The organism is Microbulbifer sp. HZ11, assembly GCF_000708675.1.
Lineage (GTDB): Bacteria > Pseudomonadota > Gammaproteobacteria > Pseudomonadales > Cellvibrionaceae > Microbulbifer.
Map to the genome: position 1 here is coordinate 1,881,979 of NZ_JELR01000002.1, position 16,069 is coordinate 1,898,047.

Annotated in this window: 14 protein-coding genes; 6 read left to right on the plus strand and 8 right to left on the minus strand. The window is 57.4% G+C overall.

All coding sequences use genetic code 11. From position 1 onward, the window contains the following. Positions 1-244: 244 nt before the first annotated feature. A complete protein-coding gene (locus AU11_RS15580) occupies positions 245-1,252 on the minus strand; it encodes a histidinol-phosphate transaminase (RefSeq protein WP_231491979.1) in 1,008 nt (335 codons plus the stop codon). 231 nt (positions 1,253-1,483) lie between these two features. Further along, positions 1,484-2,302: a sulfite exporter TauE/SafE family protein gene (locus AU11_RS15585; RefSeq protein WP_043320180.1), complete on the minus strand. Its 819-nt coding sequence runs from the start codon at positions 2,300-2,302 to the stop codon at positions 1,484-1,486. A 331-nt stretch (positions 2,303-2,633) separates the two neighbouring features. Here AU11_RS15585 and AU11_RS15590 point away from each other — a divergent pair, with 331 nt between their 5' ends. Then, on the plus strand, positions 2,634-4,940 hold the full coding sequence (locus AU11_RS15590; protein ID WP_231491988.1) for a zinc-dependent metalloprotease: 2,307 nt from the start codon (positions 2,634-2,636) through the stop codon (positions 4,938-4,940). A 102-nt stretch (positions 4,941-5,042) separates the two neighbouring features. On the opposite strand, the gene AU11_RS17880 is transcribed toward AU11_RS15590, so the two are convergent. Genes AU11_RS17880 through AU11_RS15605 form a run of 3 tightly spaced genes read right to left on the minus strand, consistent with a single transcriptional unit; the run spans position 5,043 to position 7,519 of the window. Beyond that, the gene (locus AU11_RS17880) at positions 5,043-6,434 is read right to left on the minus strand and encodes a S8 family serine peptidase (protein WP_051687305.1); all 1,392 of its coding nucleotides are present in this window, start codon (positions 6,432-6,434) and stop codon (positions 5,043-5,045) included. Between the two features lie 30 nt (positions 6,435-6,464). Then, on the minus strand, positions 6,465-7,280 hold the full coding sequence (locus AU11_RS15600) for a transglutaminase domain-containing protein (RefSeq protein WP_043320182.1): 816 nt from the start codon (positions 7,278-7,280) through the stop codon (positions 6,465-6,467). A gap of 8 nt (positions 7,281-7,288) precedes the next feature. After that, complete coding sequence (locus AU11_RS15605; protein ID WP_043320183.1) at positions 7,289-7,519, minus strand: DUF350 domain-containing protein; 231 nt, start codon at positions 7,517-7,519, stop codon at positions 7,289-7,291. Between the two features lie 143 nt (positions 7,520-7,662). On the opposite strand from AU11_RS15605, the gene AU11_RS15610 reads away from it, so the two are divergent. The 3 genes from AU11_RS15610 (at position 7,663) to AU11_RS15620 (ending at position 9,485) form a co-directional block, all read left to right on the plus strand. Further along, a complete protein-coding gene (locus AU11_RS15610) occupies positions 7,663-8,574 on the plus strand; it encodes an SPFH domain-containing protein (RefSeq protein WP_051687306.1) in 912 nt (303 codons plus the stop codon). Between the two features lie 13 nt (positions 8,575-8,587). Next, positions 8,588-8,998, plus strand: coding sequence for a hypothetical protein (locus AU11_RS15615; RefSeq protein WP_043320184.1), 411 nt, complete (start codon positions 8,588-8,590; stop codon positions 8,996-8,998). A 115-nt stretch (positions 8,999-9,113) separates the two neighbouring features. Next, a complete protein-coding gene (locus AU11_RS15620; protein WP_043320185.1) occupies positions 9,114-9,485 on the plus strand; it encodes a hypothetical protein in 372 nt (123 codons plus the stop codon). Positions 9,486-9,588: 103 nt separating this feature from the next. Here the strand turns inward: AU11_RS15620 and AU11_RS15625 are convergent, their stop codons facing one another. Together AU11_RS15625 and AU11_RS15630 are read right to left on the minus strand one after the other, a co-directional pair. Further along, entirely contained in the window at positions 9,589-9,987 is a 399-nt protein-coding gene (locus AU11_RS15625) for a globin (protein WP_043320186.1), read from the minus strand. 181 nt (positions 9,988-10,168) lie between these two features. Beyond that, positions 10,169-10,366: a CPXCG motif-containing cysteine-rich protein gene (locus AU11_RS15630; RefSeq protein WP_043320629.1), complete on the minus strand. Its 198-nt coding sequence runs from the start codon at positions 10,364-10,366 to the stop codon at positions 10,169-10,171. A gap of 486 nt (positions 10,367-10,852) precedes the next feature. On the opposite strand from AU11_RS15630, the gene AU11_RS15635 reads away from it, so the two are divergent. Together AU11_RS15635 and fba are read left to right on the plus strand one after the other, a co-directional pair. Continuing rightward, positions 10,853-12,016: a phosphoglycerate kinase gene (locus AU11_RS15635; RefSeq protein WP_043320187.1), complete on the plus strand. Its 1,164-nt coding sequence runs from the start codon at positions 10,853-10,855 to the stop codon at positions 12,014-12,016. 268 nt (positions 12,017-12,284) lie between these two features. Next, entirely contained in the window at positions 12,285-13,349 is a 1,065-nt protein-coding gene (fba, locus tag AU11_RS15640) for a class II fructose-bisphosphate aldolase (RefSeq protein ID WP_043320188.1), read from the plus strand. A 79-nt stretch (positions 13,350-13,428) separates the two neighbouring features. Here the strand turns inward: fba and AU11_RS15645 are convergent, their stop codons facing one another. Further along, positions 13,429-15,978, minus strand: a complete 2,550-nt coding sequence (locus tag AU11_RS15645; protein ID WP_043320189.1) for a S8 family serine peptidase — start codon at positions 15,976-15,978, stop codon at positions 13,429-13,431. Between the last annotated feature and the right edge of the window lie 91 nt (positions 15,979-16,069).

Genomic DNA, 16,069 nt, shown 5'->3' on the forward strand with positions numbered 1-16,069 from the left:
GGCGGTACTGGTGCGCCAGCCCGGTCGCTATGCTCTTGTACTGGATGTACGCTCCGAAGCCTCCGTTCCGGCGGTCACCACCAGATACGCGCTCGCTACGTTTTTATCGTTATTTGACGTGTCTTCTACAAGACCTTATCCCCGCTCCGCGGGGATTTTTTTGTCCAGGGTTTTGCATCGATTGTCGGGCACAAAAAAGGCCAGCAAAGCTGGCCTGAACATTGGAGCGATTGTAAACCGGTTGTCAGGTCATGCGGTGTAGAACTTTAGGTAGCGCAGATGTATATTTCTGTACATCTTCCAAGTGCCCCATACTGACCCGTGACCAGTTATTGTAGTCACGATAAATGCCGCGAATCAGTACATTTTCCTTGGCCATTTCCGCACGGAAGGTTTCCGCGTTCAGATCACCGAGATTGACGAACATGAAGTTGGTTACTGAGGGAAGTGCGCTAAGGCCATTCTCCTTGATCGCTGCACCCACCATCTCCCGTGCTTCAACCACTTTCGATCGGCAGTAATCCATAAAGCGATGATCTTCATAGCAGGCAATGGCGGCGGCGAGGCCAGCCTGATTAAGGCCGTACCAGCCGAGCCCGAATTTTTCCATCTGTTCTATTTTTTCTGGTTGGGCAATCAGATAACCCACGCGCATTCCGGCGAGACCATAGATCTTGGAAAAAGTACGCGCAACGATAATGTCGTGGCCATCCTTGATAAGTGGTATCACAGTATTTGCATCGCTATTGTCTGTGAGTTCGTTGTAAGCCTCATCGGCGAGCACGGTGCACTTTTTGGAAGCCTTGATGCAGAAGTTACGCATTGCTATCGGATCGATCAGCATGCCAGTGGGGTTGTTCGGATTGGTTACCTGCACCATTGAAATACTGTCATCAATCGCGCGGTACATCGCGTCGAGGTCAATGGCGAGGGATTCCAGTTTTGGCAGGCGCTTGATTTCGCCGATGTTCTGGATTTCGACGACCCGGGAAGTGGTGTCCCAGAACAGATCGGGGCCGAGAATGTTGCCGGTCTGTGCAGCGGTAACGGCTGCCGCCGCAAGGCCCGCACTGGATCCCGACCCCAGGGTGACGTGGTCTGGCGTAACACCATGCCGCTCCGCGATCATGGCTTTCAGGCGCGTAACGCTATCGTAGACGTAATAGGCCCCCTTCTGGCTCGCTTCCATCATCGCTTTCAGTGCGGCGGGGCTGGGGCCATACGGGTTTTCATTTGCGTTGAGCTTGGCCACGCCTGGCGGCGGTCCATAAAGCGGGGCTGGGCGCGTCATTTCTTTCGTGGCTGCTGCCAGGCTGGTGGCACTTGCGGTAGCAAGGGCAGCTGAAACTGTGGCAGTGGTCCCCTGAAGAAATAACCTCCTGCTGAGTGATTTATGCATTATTGTCCCTCCCGGTCAGGTCGTAGTTGTGAGTTGTTTATCGGGTTATTTGCTGCAACTCGCCGCGCAGCGTGATGCCTGGATTCAGGCTTTGGCGAACATGGCAACAGACACAGCGATCAGATAAACCCCGAACAGGCGTTTCAGGTGCAGCTCGTTCAGGCTGTGAGCCCATCGCGCGCCAATCGGGGCGGAAATGACTGAAAAAATTGAAATTGCGATCAGCGCGGGAATATTGATGTAACCGATGGACCCCATGGGCAGATTCGGTGCGCCTAGCCCCATAATGAGGAAGCCGATGGCGCCAGGCAGTCCGATCAGAAAGCCAATACCCGACGCGGTTGCTACCGCCTGGTGCGCTGGTCGATTACACAGCACCATGGTCATTACCGTAATGGTGCCGCCGCCGATACCCAGCAGCGATGAGAAGCCACCAAGAAAGCTGGCCAGTCCTGCGCGGGCGATCCCGGTGGGCATTTCCAGCTTTCCTTTTAGGCCATCGAATAAATTGGGAAATAGAAAATAGATGGAGTAGAGCAGAACGCCGGCAGCAAATACGTAGACCAGGCTTTTACTGTCGGTAAACGAAGCTATATAAAGGCCGCCGCCAACGCCAAGTACTATCCAGATCGACCAGTCCCGCAACACCTTGAAGTCCACCGCTCCCCGTTTGTGGTGTGCCTGCACCGAGCGCGCCGAAGAAATTACGATGGAGGCGAGAGATGTGCCCACGGCCACACGCATCATTTCATCACTGGCACTGTGCAGAAAGGGAAAGACGGCGAGTAGCGCGGGGACCACCACAAAGCCTCCGCCGTTACCAAACAATCCTGCGGTGATCCCCGCAATCAGACCTGCGGCACAAAGCAGCAGGATAAACAGAGACACTTCCTCAACGCTCATTGGTTCCCCCGGTTGTTCGTCATTGAACAGGTTCTAAAAAGCATTAACCGTGCCAACGGCAAATGCGGTGAGGGGGAATCAATTCGACGGAGGATAAAGCGAACGTTTTGTACGATCAGACGAATTATCTGACGGTAGCCAATAAAACAGTACACTGCGGCAGTGGACTGCCATTGCTCGAGTGATAGTCTTCGGCTTTCGATTAATAAAAATCTGACAATATCAGCAACAATAACCTGGGGGATTCATGTTTCACCGGCTATCTATAGCATTATTGCTTCTATTCAGTGCGGTTGCTCATGGGGAGTCCATTGCGGCGATGACCGCCGGAATGCAAAAGCAGCAAGGACTGTTCGATTTTTACTGGGATCAACAGGAGGGTCGGTTATTGCTGGAAGTGGATACCTTTGACCGCGAGCTTTTGCTGCTTACTGGGCTCGCCCAGGGGCTGGGATCTAACCCTGTGGGGCTGGATCGCAATCAGGTGGGGGAAAGTCGGGTCGTCAAATTCGAGCGTGTGGGCAACAAGGTCCTATTGCATCAGATTAACCTCAAGTTCCGGGCCATTTCCGATAACCCGGCCGAGCGCCGCGCCGTATCCGAAGCCTTTGCCACCTCAGTGATCTGGGGATTTGAGGTGATCGGTGAGGAGGGTAAGGCCGTTCTTTTGGACTTCACCCCGTTTGTACTCAGCGATCAGCACGGTATAGCCGACCGTCTTAAACAAGCTGGCCAGGGCAGCTACAGTCTGGACCCGAGTCGGTCTGCAATTTATCTACCGCGCAGTAAAAGCTTTCCAAAGAACAGCGAGTTTGAGGCGCAGCTGACATTTGCCGGCAGTGAACCGGGCCAGTATCTTAAAGAGGTAGTGCCAACGCCGGAGCTGGTGACCCTGCGTCAGCACCTCTCCCTGGTGGAACTGCCGGAGGAGGGCTACACGCCCCGCCGCTTCCACGCCAATTCCGGCTACTTTCCGCTGATCTACCGGGATTACGCCACTGCCATTGATCAGCCCATGGATCAGCGTCTGATCTTCCGTCACCGTCTGGAAAAACGTCCTGGCAGTAATGAGCCGGTGGAGCCGATTGTCTACTATATCGACCCGGGTGTACCCGAGCCGGTGCGCAGTGCGCTGATCGATGGCGCCAGCTGGTGGAACGAGGCCTTTGAAGCCGCCGGTTTTGACAATGCCTTCCAGGTAAAACTGTTGCCCGAGGGCGCCGACCCACTGGATGTGCGTTATAACGTGATCAACTGGGTGCACCGCTCCACCCGCGGCTGGTCCTACGGCTACTCCATTTACGATCCGCGCACCGGTGAAATTCTGAAGGGCAACGTTACCCTGGGGTCCCTGCGCGTGCGTCAGGACTTTCTGATCGCCCAGGGTCTGCTGCAGCCATACGGCGATGAAAATGCGGATACGGAAAAACTGAAAGCCATGGCGCTGGCCCGTATTCGTCAGCTGTCCGCCCACGAAGTGGGTCACACCATCGGCCTTGCGCACAACTTTATTGCCAGCGCGGAAGATCGCGCCTCGGTGATGGACTACCCGGCACCGCTGGTGACCATGAACGGCAAGCGCCTGAACGTGCACGAAGCTTACGACAGTGGCATTGGCGCCTGGGACAAACTGGCGATCCGTTACGGCTACGGAATTGCCGAAGGGGATGAGTCGGAATATCTCGAACGTGTGCTGGAGGACGCGAGGAAACAGAAGCTGCGTTTTATTACCGACCGCGATTCCCGCACCATCAACAATGCCCATGCAGAATCCCACCTGTGGGATAACGGCAGCGAGCCACTGGAAGAATTCCAGCGTATGACGGAGCTGCGCAAGCACGCCCTGGAGAATTTCGGCCCCGCCGCAAATAGGCCAGATGCCGCACGCTCGTCTCTGGATGAAACCCTGGTGCCGGTCTACTACGGGCATCGCTATCAGGCGGAAGCCGTGGGTAAACTTATCGGTGGACTGGATTACGATTACCTGTACAACGATGCCGGCTCGGAAAGTTATCGCATGGTCGATGCCGACCGGCAGCAGCAGGCCATCGATGCTCTGTTACTTACCCTGCAGCCGGAATTTCTTACCCTGCCGGAAAAGGTACTGAAACTGTTGCCGCCCAAGGCATTCGGTTACAGCCGCAGCAATGAAAGCTTCCCCGCCTATACCGGCGTGGCCTTTGACGCGATTGCCATGGCGGAAGCGGCTGCTGGGCATACCTATTCCATCCTGCTACATCCGGAACGTGCCGCGCGGTTGCAGCAACAGCAGGCGCGCCGCGGCGACGGCCCGGGGTTCAATACCCTGCTCGCGCAACTTACCGAGCAGTCACTGGATAAGGATAAGTACCAGGGGCTGCAGGCAGCGATCCACCAGCGGGTCAATCACGTGTATATCCATCAGTTGATGTTACTGGCCGGTGACAAGAGCGCGCCGGAGTCCGCCCGCGCCCGCGCCAACTTCGAACTGGCCAAATTCCAGCACGCGATCGGTGAAATGAAATTGTTTGGTGATGATCCCCAGGGATACAACGCCCATTATTTTTATGAGGCCAACCGTATCGCAGCGTTTATGAACGGGGATCTGAAAGTGGACAAGGGTGACCTGAAACCCATGCCGCCGGGATCGCCGATCTGATGACGGGGTCGATTTACTGCCCCTTTTCATCAATCCGACAATCGCAAAAGAGCCGCGTAAATTACGCGGCTCTTTTCGTTTTTGGCTGTGTATTTTTCGCGATTAGAAGTAACAGCGGCCACCCCAACGGAAGCGACAGGTGGCATTCACATTTTTGCTCACCGAGTGGCTCGCGCCCGCGTCGTCGGTCACTGTCAGGGTCACGCTGTAGGTGCCGTCGTCGGCGTATTCGTGGCTGGGGTTCCGGGCCGTGGAACTGCTGCCGTCGCTGTCGCTACTGGCGTCACTGAAGTTGGCGGTGGCGCGGGCCACGGAAAATGTGAAATCCGCAACCGGTGGCTGGTTGGGCCCAACGCTATCTGGATCGGTGACCGTTACGCTCTGGCTACTGCTGGCGCTGGTGCCCTGGTCATCCGTCACCGTGAGGGAAACGGAATAGGTGCCGGCTGTGGTGTAGGTATGGCTCGGGCTCTGCGTATTGCTGCTGTTGCCGTCGCCGAAATCCCAGGCCCAGTCGGTGATATTGCCGTCGGCGTCGCTGCTCTGGTCCTGGCAGTCGATGGTAAGCGCATCATCACTACATCTGAATGCGGCAACAGGTGGTTGGTTGCCACCGCTGACTGCATTCAGTGCCGCGCGCGCATCCACAATGCCGGCGCCACAACCGCCACTGCAGCTACCGGGCAGGGCGCGAGCAGTCGTCTGAAGCGCACTGGCGACCTGATCCGGCGTGATTGCGGGATTCGCCTGATAGAGCAGTGCGGCGACGCCCGCAACATGAGGCGCCGCCATGCTGGTGCCCTGATAGAAGCGGTAGCTTTCTGACGTTGGACCCTGAGTGCCACTATTCAGGGTAGAGAGAATCCCGTTACCACTGACATAGGTTTCTCCACCGGGTGCACTGATTTCCACCGTTCCCCCGTAATTTGAATATGCGGCGCGATTGCCCTGGCGATCAGTGGCAGCTACGGTGACCACGCCCGCGCAGTTGGCGGGTGAGAAATCGGCGGCATTGGTGTTGCTGTTACCTGCGGAAATGACCACCGTAGCGCCGTTGCCCCGGGCGGTATCAATCGCACTCTGTATGGCTGCGCTGCAACTGCCCTGTCCGCCGAGACTCAGGTTGATGACCTGGGCGGGATTGGTATTTGTTGGCACCCCGGACACGCTGCCGCCACTTGTCCATACGATGGCATCAATGATATCCGAGGTGTAGCCGCCACATTTACCCAGCACCCGTGCCACCAGAACTCTGGCGCCGTGGGCGACGCCGGCAACGCCCCGGTTATTGTCCGTCACCGCAGCGATGGTGCCCGCAACGTGCGTGCCGTGCCAACTACTGTTGCGTGGTTGCGAGGGATTGAAGAATCCACACTCCCACGCCCTGAGCCAGTCGCCGGGGTCGCCGGGGTCTGCGTCGCGGCCGTCGCCATCGTTGGCCACGGCGGTGTCGCCAATAAAGTCGTAACCGGGAATGGCCCGGAAACGGGACAAGATAGTCGCGACAGAGTTACAGGGCGCTGCTCAGCCGCGGATAAACTGGGATTTACGGATCCAGTGATTACCGCGATAGCGGCGTGTGGGGGCGGAAGTGGTCTTGGCCCAGAAGTAGTCGCGGTTGAACTGAAACTCCACCTCGTAACCCTCTGCCAGCGCTGCCAGTGGCATTGCCTGCCAGCTGGACTGTCGACGTTTGCTGGTGGCCTCCAGTAAGTATTCGGTGTTATCCACAATGGCCACCACCCAGGCGTGGCCCTCGCCCTGATGGGTGCCCAGAGCCACCCGTGCATCCACACCGAGATTGATCAGCCAGTCGGCAAGCAGAATCGCGTGGTCTTCGCAGTCGCCGCGCTTCTGATAATAGGCCTGGCGGGAGGTCTGCCAGATATCCGCTAGACCGGCGTACTGCAAATGGTCGTATTGATATTCCTTGCGGATTGCCAGGGTGTATAGAGGAACCCACAGGGATTTCGTTTCAAAGGGTTGGAAACCCACAAGATAGCTATTGGCAAAGTGGTGCAGCTTATCGAGACCGCGTGCAGACGCGGTGACCGACTCCAGGCCCTGCCAGTTCCAGATGGAGATATAGCTGCTTTCGTGTTCCGAGCGCTTGGCGACGGCCTGCTGAACCATGGCTTCGGTCAGTGGCGAGCTGCTGCCGCTGATGACCACGCTACCGCGCTGGCTATCTTTTACCTGTACATCAGCCACTTCATTGTGTATGGCCGTCAGGCGGTTTTCACCCAGTGACTGCTCTGCCGGTAAAGCCTGCCACTGCTGTATCAGCTCCGGCAGCATGAGCGACATACCAAGCAGGGTACCAGCAAGCAATTGCCGCATGGGTGCTGTTAACCTTTCAGCCCGAAGGAGATAATCAGCGCGACGAATATCAGGATCGTCGAGGCAAAAATGGCCACGGCGATATTGCCGTTTTTCAACTCCCCTTCGATATCCACATGCTTGAGGAGCTTCTTGTCAATAATCAGCAACGCCACCATGCCAATCAACAGGGCAAGCAGGGTGTAGAGCAGATTGAGTCCCAGATTGAACAGAGTGGCGGTAAGGAATTCGGATTGCACTTGGTAGATCCATCTCGTCAGATAAGGCGGCCAATTAGATCACAACGGCAGCGCTTTTTCTTCTGCTTGCTCCCTGCCCCATAGCTCTTTATGGTATTCCCTCCTTTGATAGGTCATCCGGAAATGAGAGGAAATAAAAAGGAATGCCAAAGCTGTCCAAACTGACACGACCACTGATGCTGCTGCCATTGGCAGGGCTGGTTCTGGGGCTCTCCGCCTGCGCCGACCGGGTTGAGGTGCCGCCGGCCCACGTAGGGAAAATCCTCACCAAAAACGGGTACAAGCCCAATACGGTGCCGCCATCCAAGTTTCGTCTGGATATGTGCCTGTACTATTGCGACAAACTGGTCACCCTGGCCATTGCCGATTTCGGCCATATGGAAAAGTTCAAGCTGTTCATGCCCAGGGATCAGCTCAACATGAGCTTTGATATCCGTATGACTGGTGCGGTCAACGAGAAATACATCGACAATATTTTCGACCGCATGCCACCCCACAATGGCAACATTTCTGTAAATCAGGTGTACAACACTTATGCGCAGCCGGTGATCCGCGACGTGGTACGCCGGGTGATTGCCAAATACTCCATCAATGAAATCGCCTCCAGCCGCGAGATGCTGAGCCAGGAACTTTTTACCGCAGTGGCCTCTTCCCTCGATGGCACACCGATCAAGATCAAGCGCCTGGGTATCGCCGATGTGCAGTTTCCCAAAGTGATTACCGAAGCGAAAGAGCGCGCAGCGGAACGGCGCGAGCTGATCGAGCAGGAGAAGGCCCAGTTCGAGATCCAGAAAATCCAGATGGAGCGCGACCTGGAACGGGAAAAAATGAACCGTGCCATCGCCCGCGAAAAAGCCATGGGTCAGAAAGAGGTCAATGATCTACTGGCTAAGTCGGTAACGGATAAATACCTCTCTTACCGCACCCTGGAAGTGCTGGAAACCATGGCGGAATCCAACAATAAAGTGTTCGTGCCGGTAGAGGCTCTGGGCACCATTGGGCTGCAGCAGGCGGTGTTTTCCGAGCAGATGAAGCAGGTTGCGCGCAAGCGCTGAGTGGGGTTCTTCAATGGAGTTCAATTCACAGATCGCCAACTGGTTGATGAGCGCCCTAGGGGGCCTCGCCAGCTGGATCGTGATCGCCGCCTGTGTGCTGCTGGCGCTGAATATTGTTCTGCGCGTGCAGTTTTTGCGTCAGCGTGGCGAGGGTTTGCACTGGTTGCTGGACCGCTCGGTGGTGATTCGCCTGCTGTGTCTTCTGTTTTTTATCTGGGTTCTGATCGGTTTTAACAGCAATGCGCCGAAACTGGTGCTGGCACCGGATTACAGCGATGAGCAGCGATTCCGTGAAAGTGTTTTGCAAACCGGCCCAAAGCCCGTAGAAAATTTTGCTCCTAAAACCGCAGATGCTGAGGAAACCAGTGAGCGACTGGAGGAGCTGAGAGCCCAGCAGAAAGCGGATTTACAGGGTCCAAATTAATTCATGACCTCGCTGAGTCTTCAGGTCATTTCAACGGTTTTATTTTTTTAAATTCGTTGGGATGACCAAATGCCGTGAGTAGACTACCGGGCACATTGGAGATGAGGAGATCATCATGCGTTACCTGTTACCTGTAGTTCTGTTTTGTTCAATCGCTGGTTTTGCCCAGGCCGACAGCACAATGACTCAGCTGCCGTCCGGTGCACAGGAAGTGCAGATCATGGGTAATACCTATTACAAAAGTGGCGACACCTTCTATCGTTTTAACGAACAGGGTGGTTACTTTTATGAAACCAATCCGCCTCATGTGATGGATCGTCAGACTACCACGCACCAGTCTGTGGTAACCCAGCCTGGCCCGGGTGTGACTGCTGACCAGATCGAAGGTTGTCGTAATGTTGCGGCGGATAAATCCAATGCTGTACCTAATCGGGGCAGCTCGGTATACCTTAACGAGTACAACCGCTGCATCAATGATCTGCAGTAATGTGGATTCATTGCGCTGTTTGCTCGGGTGATGGCACCTGAGCGGGCAGGGAAGGAAAAAGAAAAGGCTTGCCGTACCTTCGGCAAGCCTTTTCTTTTATTTTTCAGTAGGCGCTGCGGATGATGTCAATTCCGGGACTGATGGTACGACGCCAGGCCCGCGCAATATCATCGCTGAAGTATGGGTCGTGCTGCCACAATGTGGCGATCAGGGCGTCTAGCCACAGTAGATACCACTCCGGACGGATATTGAAGCCGCTGCGTGAATGGCTGCAGCCCAGGGCACGCAGCTTGGTGTCCGGCATGCCTCTTGCGTGGAGCACCAGCTGCATGATGCCATTGCGTAAAAGATGCCGTTGCGCGGCCATGTCCGTATCGACGAAGAGTGCGCGGATCTCGGCAGAGCTGCCCATAAAACGATCGTAGAAATCGATAAAGAAACGTTCGTTGTTGCAGCAGCGTCCATAGCTCTGAAAAACGGTGTCGCTATCGGTATTTTCCATGTTTACCCCCCTGACCACGTTTAGTGCGCGGTGCCTCTGTCGTCGGCGATGCTCAATATTCCGCGACAGGCAGCGCGGGCCGGGATCTTATGTGCGGGGGTGGGCTGTGGAATTGATCTGGATCAAGTCCGGTGTGGTTCCATCCTCTCGGAAAGGCGGAAACGGAATCGGGTTGTGGGTGCTAGGTATCGTTCTCGTGCTTGAGCTGGACCTGCCAATCCCCGCTCAGATCGATACTGACCAGTACCTGAATTGGTCGGCAGCATACGGCGCAGTCCTCGATATAGTGCCGGCTGCCGGCGGAGGTATCGATCAGCATCAGGATGGTTTCACCGCAATAGGGACACTGGCCGTGAAACTCTTCCACTTGGGCCCTCATCTGTTTCTCCATTCTTTCGCCGGGGTTCACCAACTATAGCTCCGAAGTGACCGGGCTCTGCGGGGCAGACGGGCCGAAGACCCAGGGCGCCGAACTTTTTTTGCCTTCTTGTAAAAATGACAGCGGTGTCACTTCGCTATCCATAGTGTGCGGTAATTCATTTACAAAACGGATTGATATACTCGCGCCTGACCGAGCCGGCCCGGGATAGCTGCAGCAGCGCGACCCTGGGCGGTGACCGCCGGCGGCGCAAAAGCGTATAATCCGCGCCCGCTTTCCCCGCTAGAACAATGGGGGAGCGGTGAGTAAGTATTCAGGGCGCCTCTAGAAATCGCAGCGAGCGGGTGCCTGGTGGTGGCCGCCGGAGAAGAGGCAGCGGAGTGTAGGGCGATACATGAGCATGCCGAGCACCGCCGGACGCCGCCAGGCGCACGCGCAGTCGATTTGTAGTCGTGCCCTTCAGCAACCAGCAATAGAGGATTGGTAATGGCGGTTAAATTGATGAAGGACCAGGATCTGGCGGGTAAGCGCGTTCTGATCCGCGAAGACCTGAATGTGCCGGTAAAGGACGGCGTAGTGACCTCCGATGCGCGTATTCGCGCGGCACTGCCCACTATCAAGGCCGCTGTAGATGCCGGGGCCAAGGTCCTGCTGATGTCCCACCTCGGCCGCCCTACCGAAGGTGAATTTGCGGAAGAGTTTTCCCTGGCGCCGGTGGCGGCACACCTGGGCAAGCTGCTGGGCAAAGATGTGCCGGTCGTCAAAGACTGGCAGGGTGGCATTGAACTGGCAGATGGTGAAGTCGCTCTGCTGGAGAACGTGCGCTTCAACAAGGGCGAGAAGAAAGACGACGAAACACTGGCCCAGCAGTACGCGGCCCTGTGCGACGTGTTTGTAATGGACGCCTTTGGTACCGCGCACCGTGCCCAGGCCTCTACCCACGGTGTGGCTAAGTTTGCCCCCATTGCCTGCGCCGGCCCGCTGCTGGCGGCGGAGCTGGATGCGCTGGAAAAAGCCCTCGCCAACCCGGCGCGCCCGATGGTGGCGATTGTCGGTGGCTCCAAGGTTTCCACAAAACTGACCGTGCTCGAGAGCCTGTCGGACAAGGTGGATCAGCTGATCGTCGGTGGTGGAATCGCCAACACCTTCCTCGCAGCCAGTGGCAAGCCTGTAGGTAAGTCCCTGTGTGAGCACGACCTGCTGGATACCGCCAAGGGGCTGATGGCGAAGTGCGATATTCCGGTGCCCACCGACGTGGTGACCGGCAAGGAGTTCAGTGAATCCGCGGAGGCGGAAACCAAGCCCGCCGATGCGGTGACTGAAGACGACATGATCTTCGATATCGGTCCGGACTCCTCTGCGGCGCTGGCGGATATTCTCAAGAACGCCAAGACCATTATCTGGAATGGCCCGGTCGGTGTGTTTGAGTTCGACCAGTTTGGTGGCGGTACCGAACGTCTGTCCAAGGCCATTGCTGACAGTGATGCCTTCTCCATTGCCGGTGGTGGTGACACCCTGGCGGCGGTCGACAAGTACGGCATTGCCGGGCAAGTTTCCTATATTTCTACTGGGGGTGGTGCTTTCCTCGAATACGTGGAAGGCAAGGTGCTGCCGGCAGTGGCGATGCTGGAGAGCCGTGCAGCGGAATGAATAGCCGCTCAGTGAAATGAATAGCCGCTTGGCGGAATAGATAACCGCGAGCAACCTACCTCGCGGCGCGCGGGGGCAAGGTGGGCGGTCGGTCACAGACCGCCCGACTCAAATTTACGCTCACGACAATCAATCGTCGTGGTCGAGACCCGAATTAAAAAGAGATGCGACCGGAGCCCCGCTTCAGGAATCGCACGACAAAGTGGGGATTTCACAGGAAACCCACGCACCCAATACCAGCTAAATTTCGACGAGAAAGGGTTTTTTCATGGCTTTAATCAGCTTGCGTCAAATGTTGGACCACGCTGCCGAATTTGGATACGGCATTCCTGCGTTCAACGTAAACAACCTGGAGCAGATGCGCGCAATCATGGAGGCGGCCGACGAGACCGATTCTCCGGTGATCGTGCAGGCCTCCGCCGGCGCGCGTAAATACGCAGGCGCTCCCTTCCTGCGCCACCTGATTCTGGCCGCTGTGGAAGAATTTCCACATATTCCAGTAGTAATGCATCAGGACCATGGCACCAGCCCGGCAGTGTGTCAGCGCTCTATCCAGCTGGGTTTCAGCTCGGTGATGATGGACGGCTCTCTGATGGACGACGGTAAAACACCGGCGTCCTACGAGTACAACGTGGACGTGACCAGGCGCGCGGTGGAAATGGCCCACGCCTGTGGTGTTTCCGTGGAAGGTGAACTGGGCTGCCTGGGCTCTCTGGAAACCGGTATGGCCGGTGAAGAGGACGGCGTTGGTGCGGAGGGTAAACTGTCCCACGACCAGCTGCTGACCGACCCGGAAGAAGCCGCAGACTTCGTCAAGAAAACCCAGGTGGATGCGCTGGCCATTGCCTGCGGTACCAGCCACGGTGCCTACAAGTTCACTCGCCCGCCCACCGGCGATATTCTGGCGATCGATCGCATCAAGGAAATCCATGCGCGCATCCCCGATACCCACCTGGTAATGCACGGTTCTTCCTCGGTGCCCCAGGAGTGGTTGAAGGTGATCAATGAGTTTGGCGGTGAGATTCCGGAAACCTACGGCGTGCCGGTGGAGCAGATCTGCGAAGGCATCAAGCACGGTGTGCGCAAGGTGAATATCGACACCGATCTGCGCCTCGCCAGTACCGGTGCGGTGCGTCGCTTCCTGGCCCAGAACCCGTCCGAATTCGATCCGCGCAAGTTCCTCAAGGTCACTACCCAGGCCATGAAAGAAATCTGCGTGGCCCGTTACGAAGCGTTCAACGCGGCGGGTAATGGCAGCAAGATCAAGCCGGTCAGCCTGGAAACCATGTTCCAGCGTTACGAGAAAGGCGAGCTGGTACCGAAGATCAACTGAGATCGGTTCAGCCAAAAAAAGCGGGCATTGCGCCCGCTTTTTTTGTGCCTGTGTTTTATGTCAGGGACACTGCACGAGACTATTGTGCTTTCGGCTGTGGTTCCGCGGCGGGGTTCAGGTAGTCCGAAAAAAAAATCAGATCGCTATGGCTGGCATCCACGGTAAACGTGGTCTCCGCACCGGGATAGTATCCACAGGACTCGCCCGCCTCACACAAAATACCATTGCCGTTGTGATCCGAGCCGCTGACTAGGCGGTAGTTGCCGGTCGGTACATTCGCAAACTGAAATGGGTAGCTGCCGCCGTCGGCGTCCACCGTAATCTGGTCCACAACGGTGTAATTCCCTGCGTCGTCCGTACCCTGCAGTTGCAGGTACTGTTGACCGGCGCTGACTGCTCCGGCCGCAGGCTCGACGTGAGTGAGCTGCACTGGCAGCGAGAATAGGCGGGCTTCATTGAGGGGAAAAATTACGGCGCCGGTATGATTGCCATAGGCCAGTGCGCTGCGATCTACCAACACGGTATATTGACCGAAGCCGCGCGCATCCACCGTATCCGCATCTACCCGGGTAATCCACGGCTGGTCGCCGACGGGGATACCGTCAATGGCACTGTCGCCACCGCTGGTATCGGAGATCACTACGGTCAGCCTGCGGTAGCTGCCGGCGAAATCCAGGTGGCCAGGTTCCGCGCGAACGCTCTGTTGCGGGGTCTGGTTGGCGGAGAGGGCGGCGGACTCTGCGTCAATCAAGCCGTAACCATAGTCTTGGTCTTTTCCTGTTTCGCCGATATCCCGGGTCAGCTTTCCTTCCGCCAGCAGTGCATCCACATCGTCGGGGGATAGTGCGGGGTTGAGTGATTTCATCAGTGCGAGGGCACCGGCGACATGGGGCGCCGCCATCGAGGTGCCCTGCAGGTTGCCGTAACTGGCGGTGTTGGTCGCGGCTTCGGTGACATAGGTGCTGAAAATTCCATCTTCAGCACTGAGGCGCATGTCTCCCCCCGGGGCCGCTATATCGATCCAGTTGCCGAAGTTACTGTAATAGGCGCGAGCGTCCGCGGTATTGGTAGCGCTGACCGCAATTACTCCGCGCAAGGCGGCGGGGTAGGAGGGAGCCTCTGCACCGTCATTCCCGGCCGCGGCCACCGCGATGACGCCGGCGCTGCGCGCGGCGTCAATGGCATCCTGCATGATCTGTGAGTAGCCACTGCCGCCAAAACTCATATTGATAATATCGGCGCGGCGGGTGGGCAGAGCGCCGGCCCCATTGGCAAGCCCTGCGGCATACAGCACCGCTTGCGCGGTGTCGTAGCTGGTGCCACCGCCGACCCCTAGTACTCGCAGTGGCATGATCGCGGTATCCCAACCGCTGCCGCTGACCCCGTCGGTATTGTCGGTGTCCGCGGCGGCAGTGCCGGCAACATGGGTGCCGTGCCAGGAGCTGCGCGGATTGCTGGATAAGTCGCCCGGATCTTCCGGGTCGGGGTCCGGGCCGTCCCCATCCCTGGCCCGCTGCGGGTCGCTGATCAGGTCGTAACCGTCCCGAAGTTTGTTCACGAGGTCCGGATGTGCACTGAAAATGCCGGTATCGAGCACCGCAATCACGGTGTCGCTGTTGCTCTGGCTCAGGCTCCAGGCCGCAGGCAGCTGGATATTCCGGTAGTGCCACTGGCGCAGGTACAGCGGGTCGTTTGGTGTGGCGCTGGCTTGGTAAATGAAATTGGGCTCGACCTGTATAGCGTCGCCCTGTGCCAGCAGTGATTTGCGCGCGTACAGCAGTTGCAGGCGTTGCAGGGTGGTGCCACTGACTGCGGGATGAATTGACAGCGCCGCGCCGAACGCGTCGTCCAGGTCCGTTGCCGGCAGTAACTGGCGTTGCCAGTGTTGCGGGGTGCTGCCACCTCGTTGAACCAGCAGCTCACCGGCCACCATGGGGTCGGCAACGGATGGGCTGGCCTGAGTGTGAGACTGGTTCTGCCGATCCAGCCGCAGGGTGTAGTTGCTGTACCCGCGCGCGGCATTTACCCGCAGCAGAAAGTTGCCGGTCTGGGGAACCGTCAGCGATTCGAATTCGTCGATATCGGTACTGGATGCAATGGGCTCGGCGGGGTTTTCCTTGTCGTAGAGAAACAGATCCAGATCATTCTGCAATGGCAGTAGGGTCTGGTGGCGATGGATCTGCAGCAGGACCTGGGTGCCTGCGGGCGCGGAAAAGGCGAACCAGTCATCGCTATCGGCCTGCTCCCGAAAACGGCCGCTGGGCTCGCCGGTAGCGGAGGCGGTGACAAAGCCCCCAACCAGGGCGGGTACCGTCACCGCTTGGGCATCGCCCGACTGGTTGTTCGGCGTCGCGCTGGCTTGTGCGTCATTGGTATCGGCGTCACTGCCGGAAAAGGGGCGGGCCTGGATGTGGCCGCTCAGGGTAAAAAACCCTGAATTACCACCACTGGACGTACTGCCCGAAGAGCTTCCAGAGGAGCTACCTGAGGAGCCGGATGAACTGCTGCCTGCGCCCCCTGACGAGCTCCCTGTATCGGCGCCATGGCTGTCGGAGCCGCTGCCACCGCCACCGCAGGCAGCGAGAAGGATTGTCAGGGCAAAGGCGGATGTCAGGCGTGTATTTGTCATAACAGGAGAGTGTCAGTTCGTCTTACAGGATGCTCCCAGAATCTTCTCGCAGTCTCAAGGGACCCAGTCGCAGTCTGGGGATGGCGCAAGT

Coding starts and splice junctions, on each gene's coding strand:
- AU11_RS15645 (WP_043320189.1), bottom strand. CDS start 15,978: ATGACAAATACACGCCTGACATCCGCCTTTGCCCTGACAATCCTTCTC.
- fba (WP_043320188.1), top strand. CDS start 12,285: ATGGCTTTAATCAGCTTGCGTCAAATGTTGGACCACGCTGCCGAATTT.
- AU11_RS15635 (WP_043320187.1), top strand. CDS start 10,853: ATGGCGGTTAAATTGATGAAGGACCAGGATCTGGCGGGTAAGCGCGTT.
- AU11_RS15625 (WP_043320186.1), bottom strand. CDS start 9,987: ATGGAAAATACCGATAGCGACACCGTTTTTCAGAGCTATGGACGCTGC.
- AU11_RS15610 (WP_051687306.1), top strand. CDS start 7,663: ATGCCAAAGCTGTCCAAACTGACACGACCACTGATGCTGCTGCCATTG.
- AU11_RS15585 (WP_043320180.1), bottom strand. CDS start 2,302: ATGAGCGTTGAGGAAGTGTCTCTGTTTATCCTGCTGCTTTGTGCCGCA.
- AU11_RS15615 (WP_043320184.1), top strand. CDS start 8,588: ATGGAGTTCAATTCACAGATCGCCAACTGGTTGATGAGCGCCCTAGGG.
- AU11_RS15600 (WP_043320182.1), bottom strand. CDS start 7,280: ATGCGGCAATTGCTTGCTGGTACCCTGCTTGGTATGTCGCTCATGCTG.
- AU11_RS15630 (WP_043320629.1), bottom strand. CDS start 10,366: ATGAGGGCCCAAGTGGAAGAGTTTCACGGCCAGTGTCCCTATTGCGGT.
- AU11_RS15590 (WP_231491988.1), top strand. CDS start 2,634: ATGCAAAAGCAGCAAGGACTGTTCGATTTTTACTGGGATCAACAGGAG.
- AU11_RS15620 (WP_043320185.1), top strand. CDS start 9,114: ATGCGTTACCTGTTACCTGTAGTTCTGTTTTGTTCAATCGCTGGTTTT.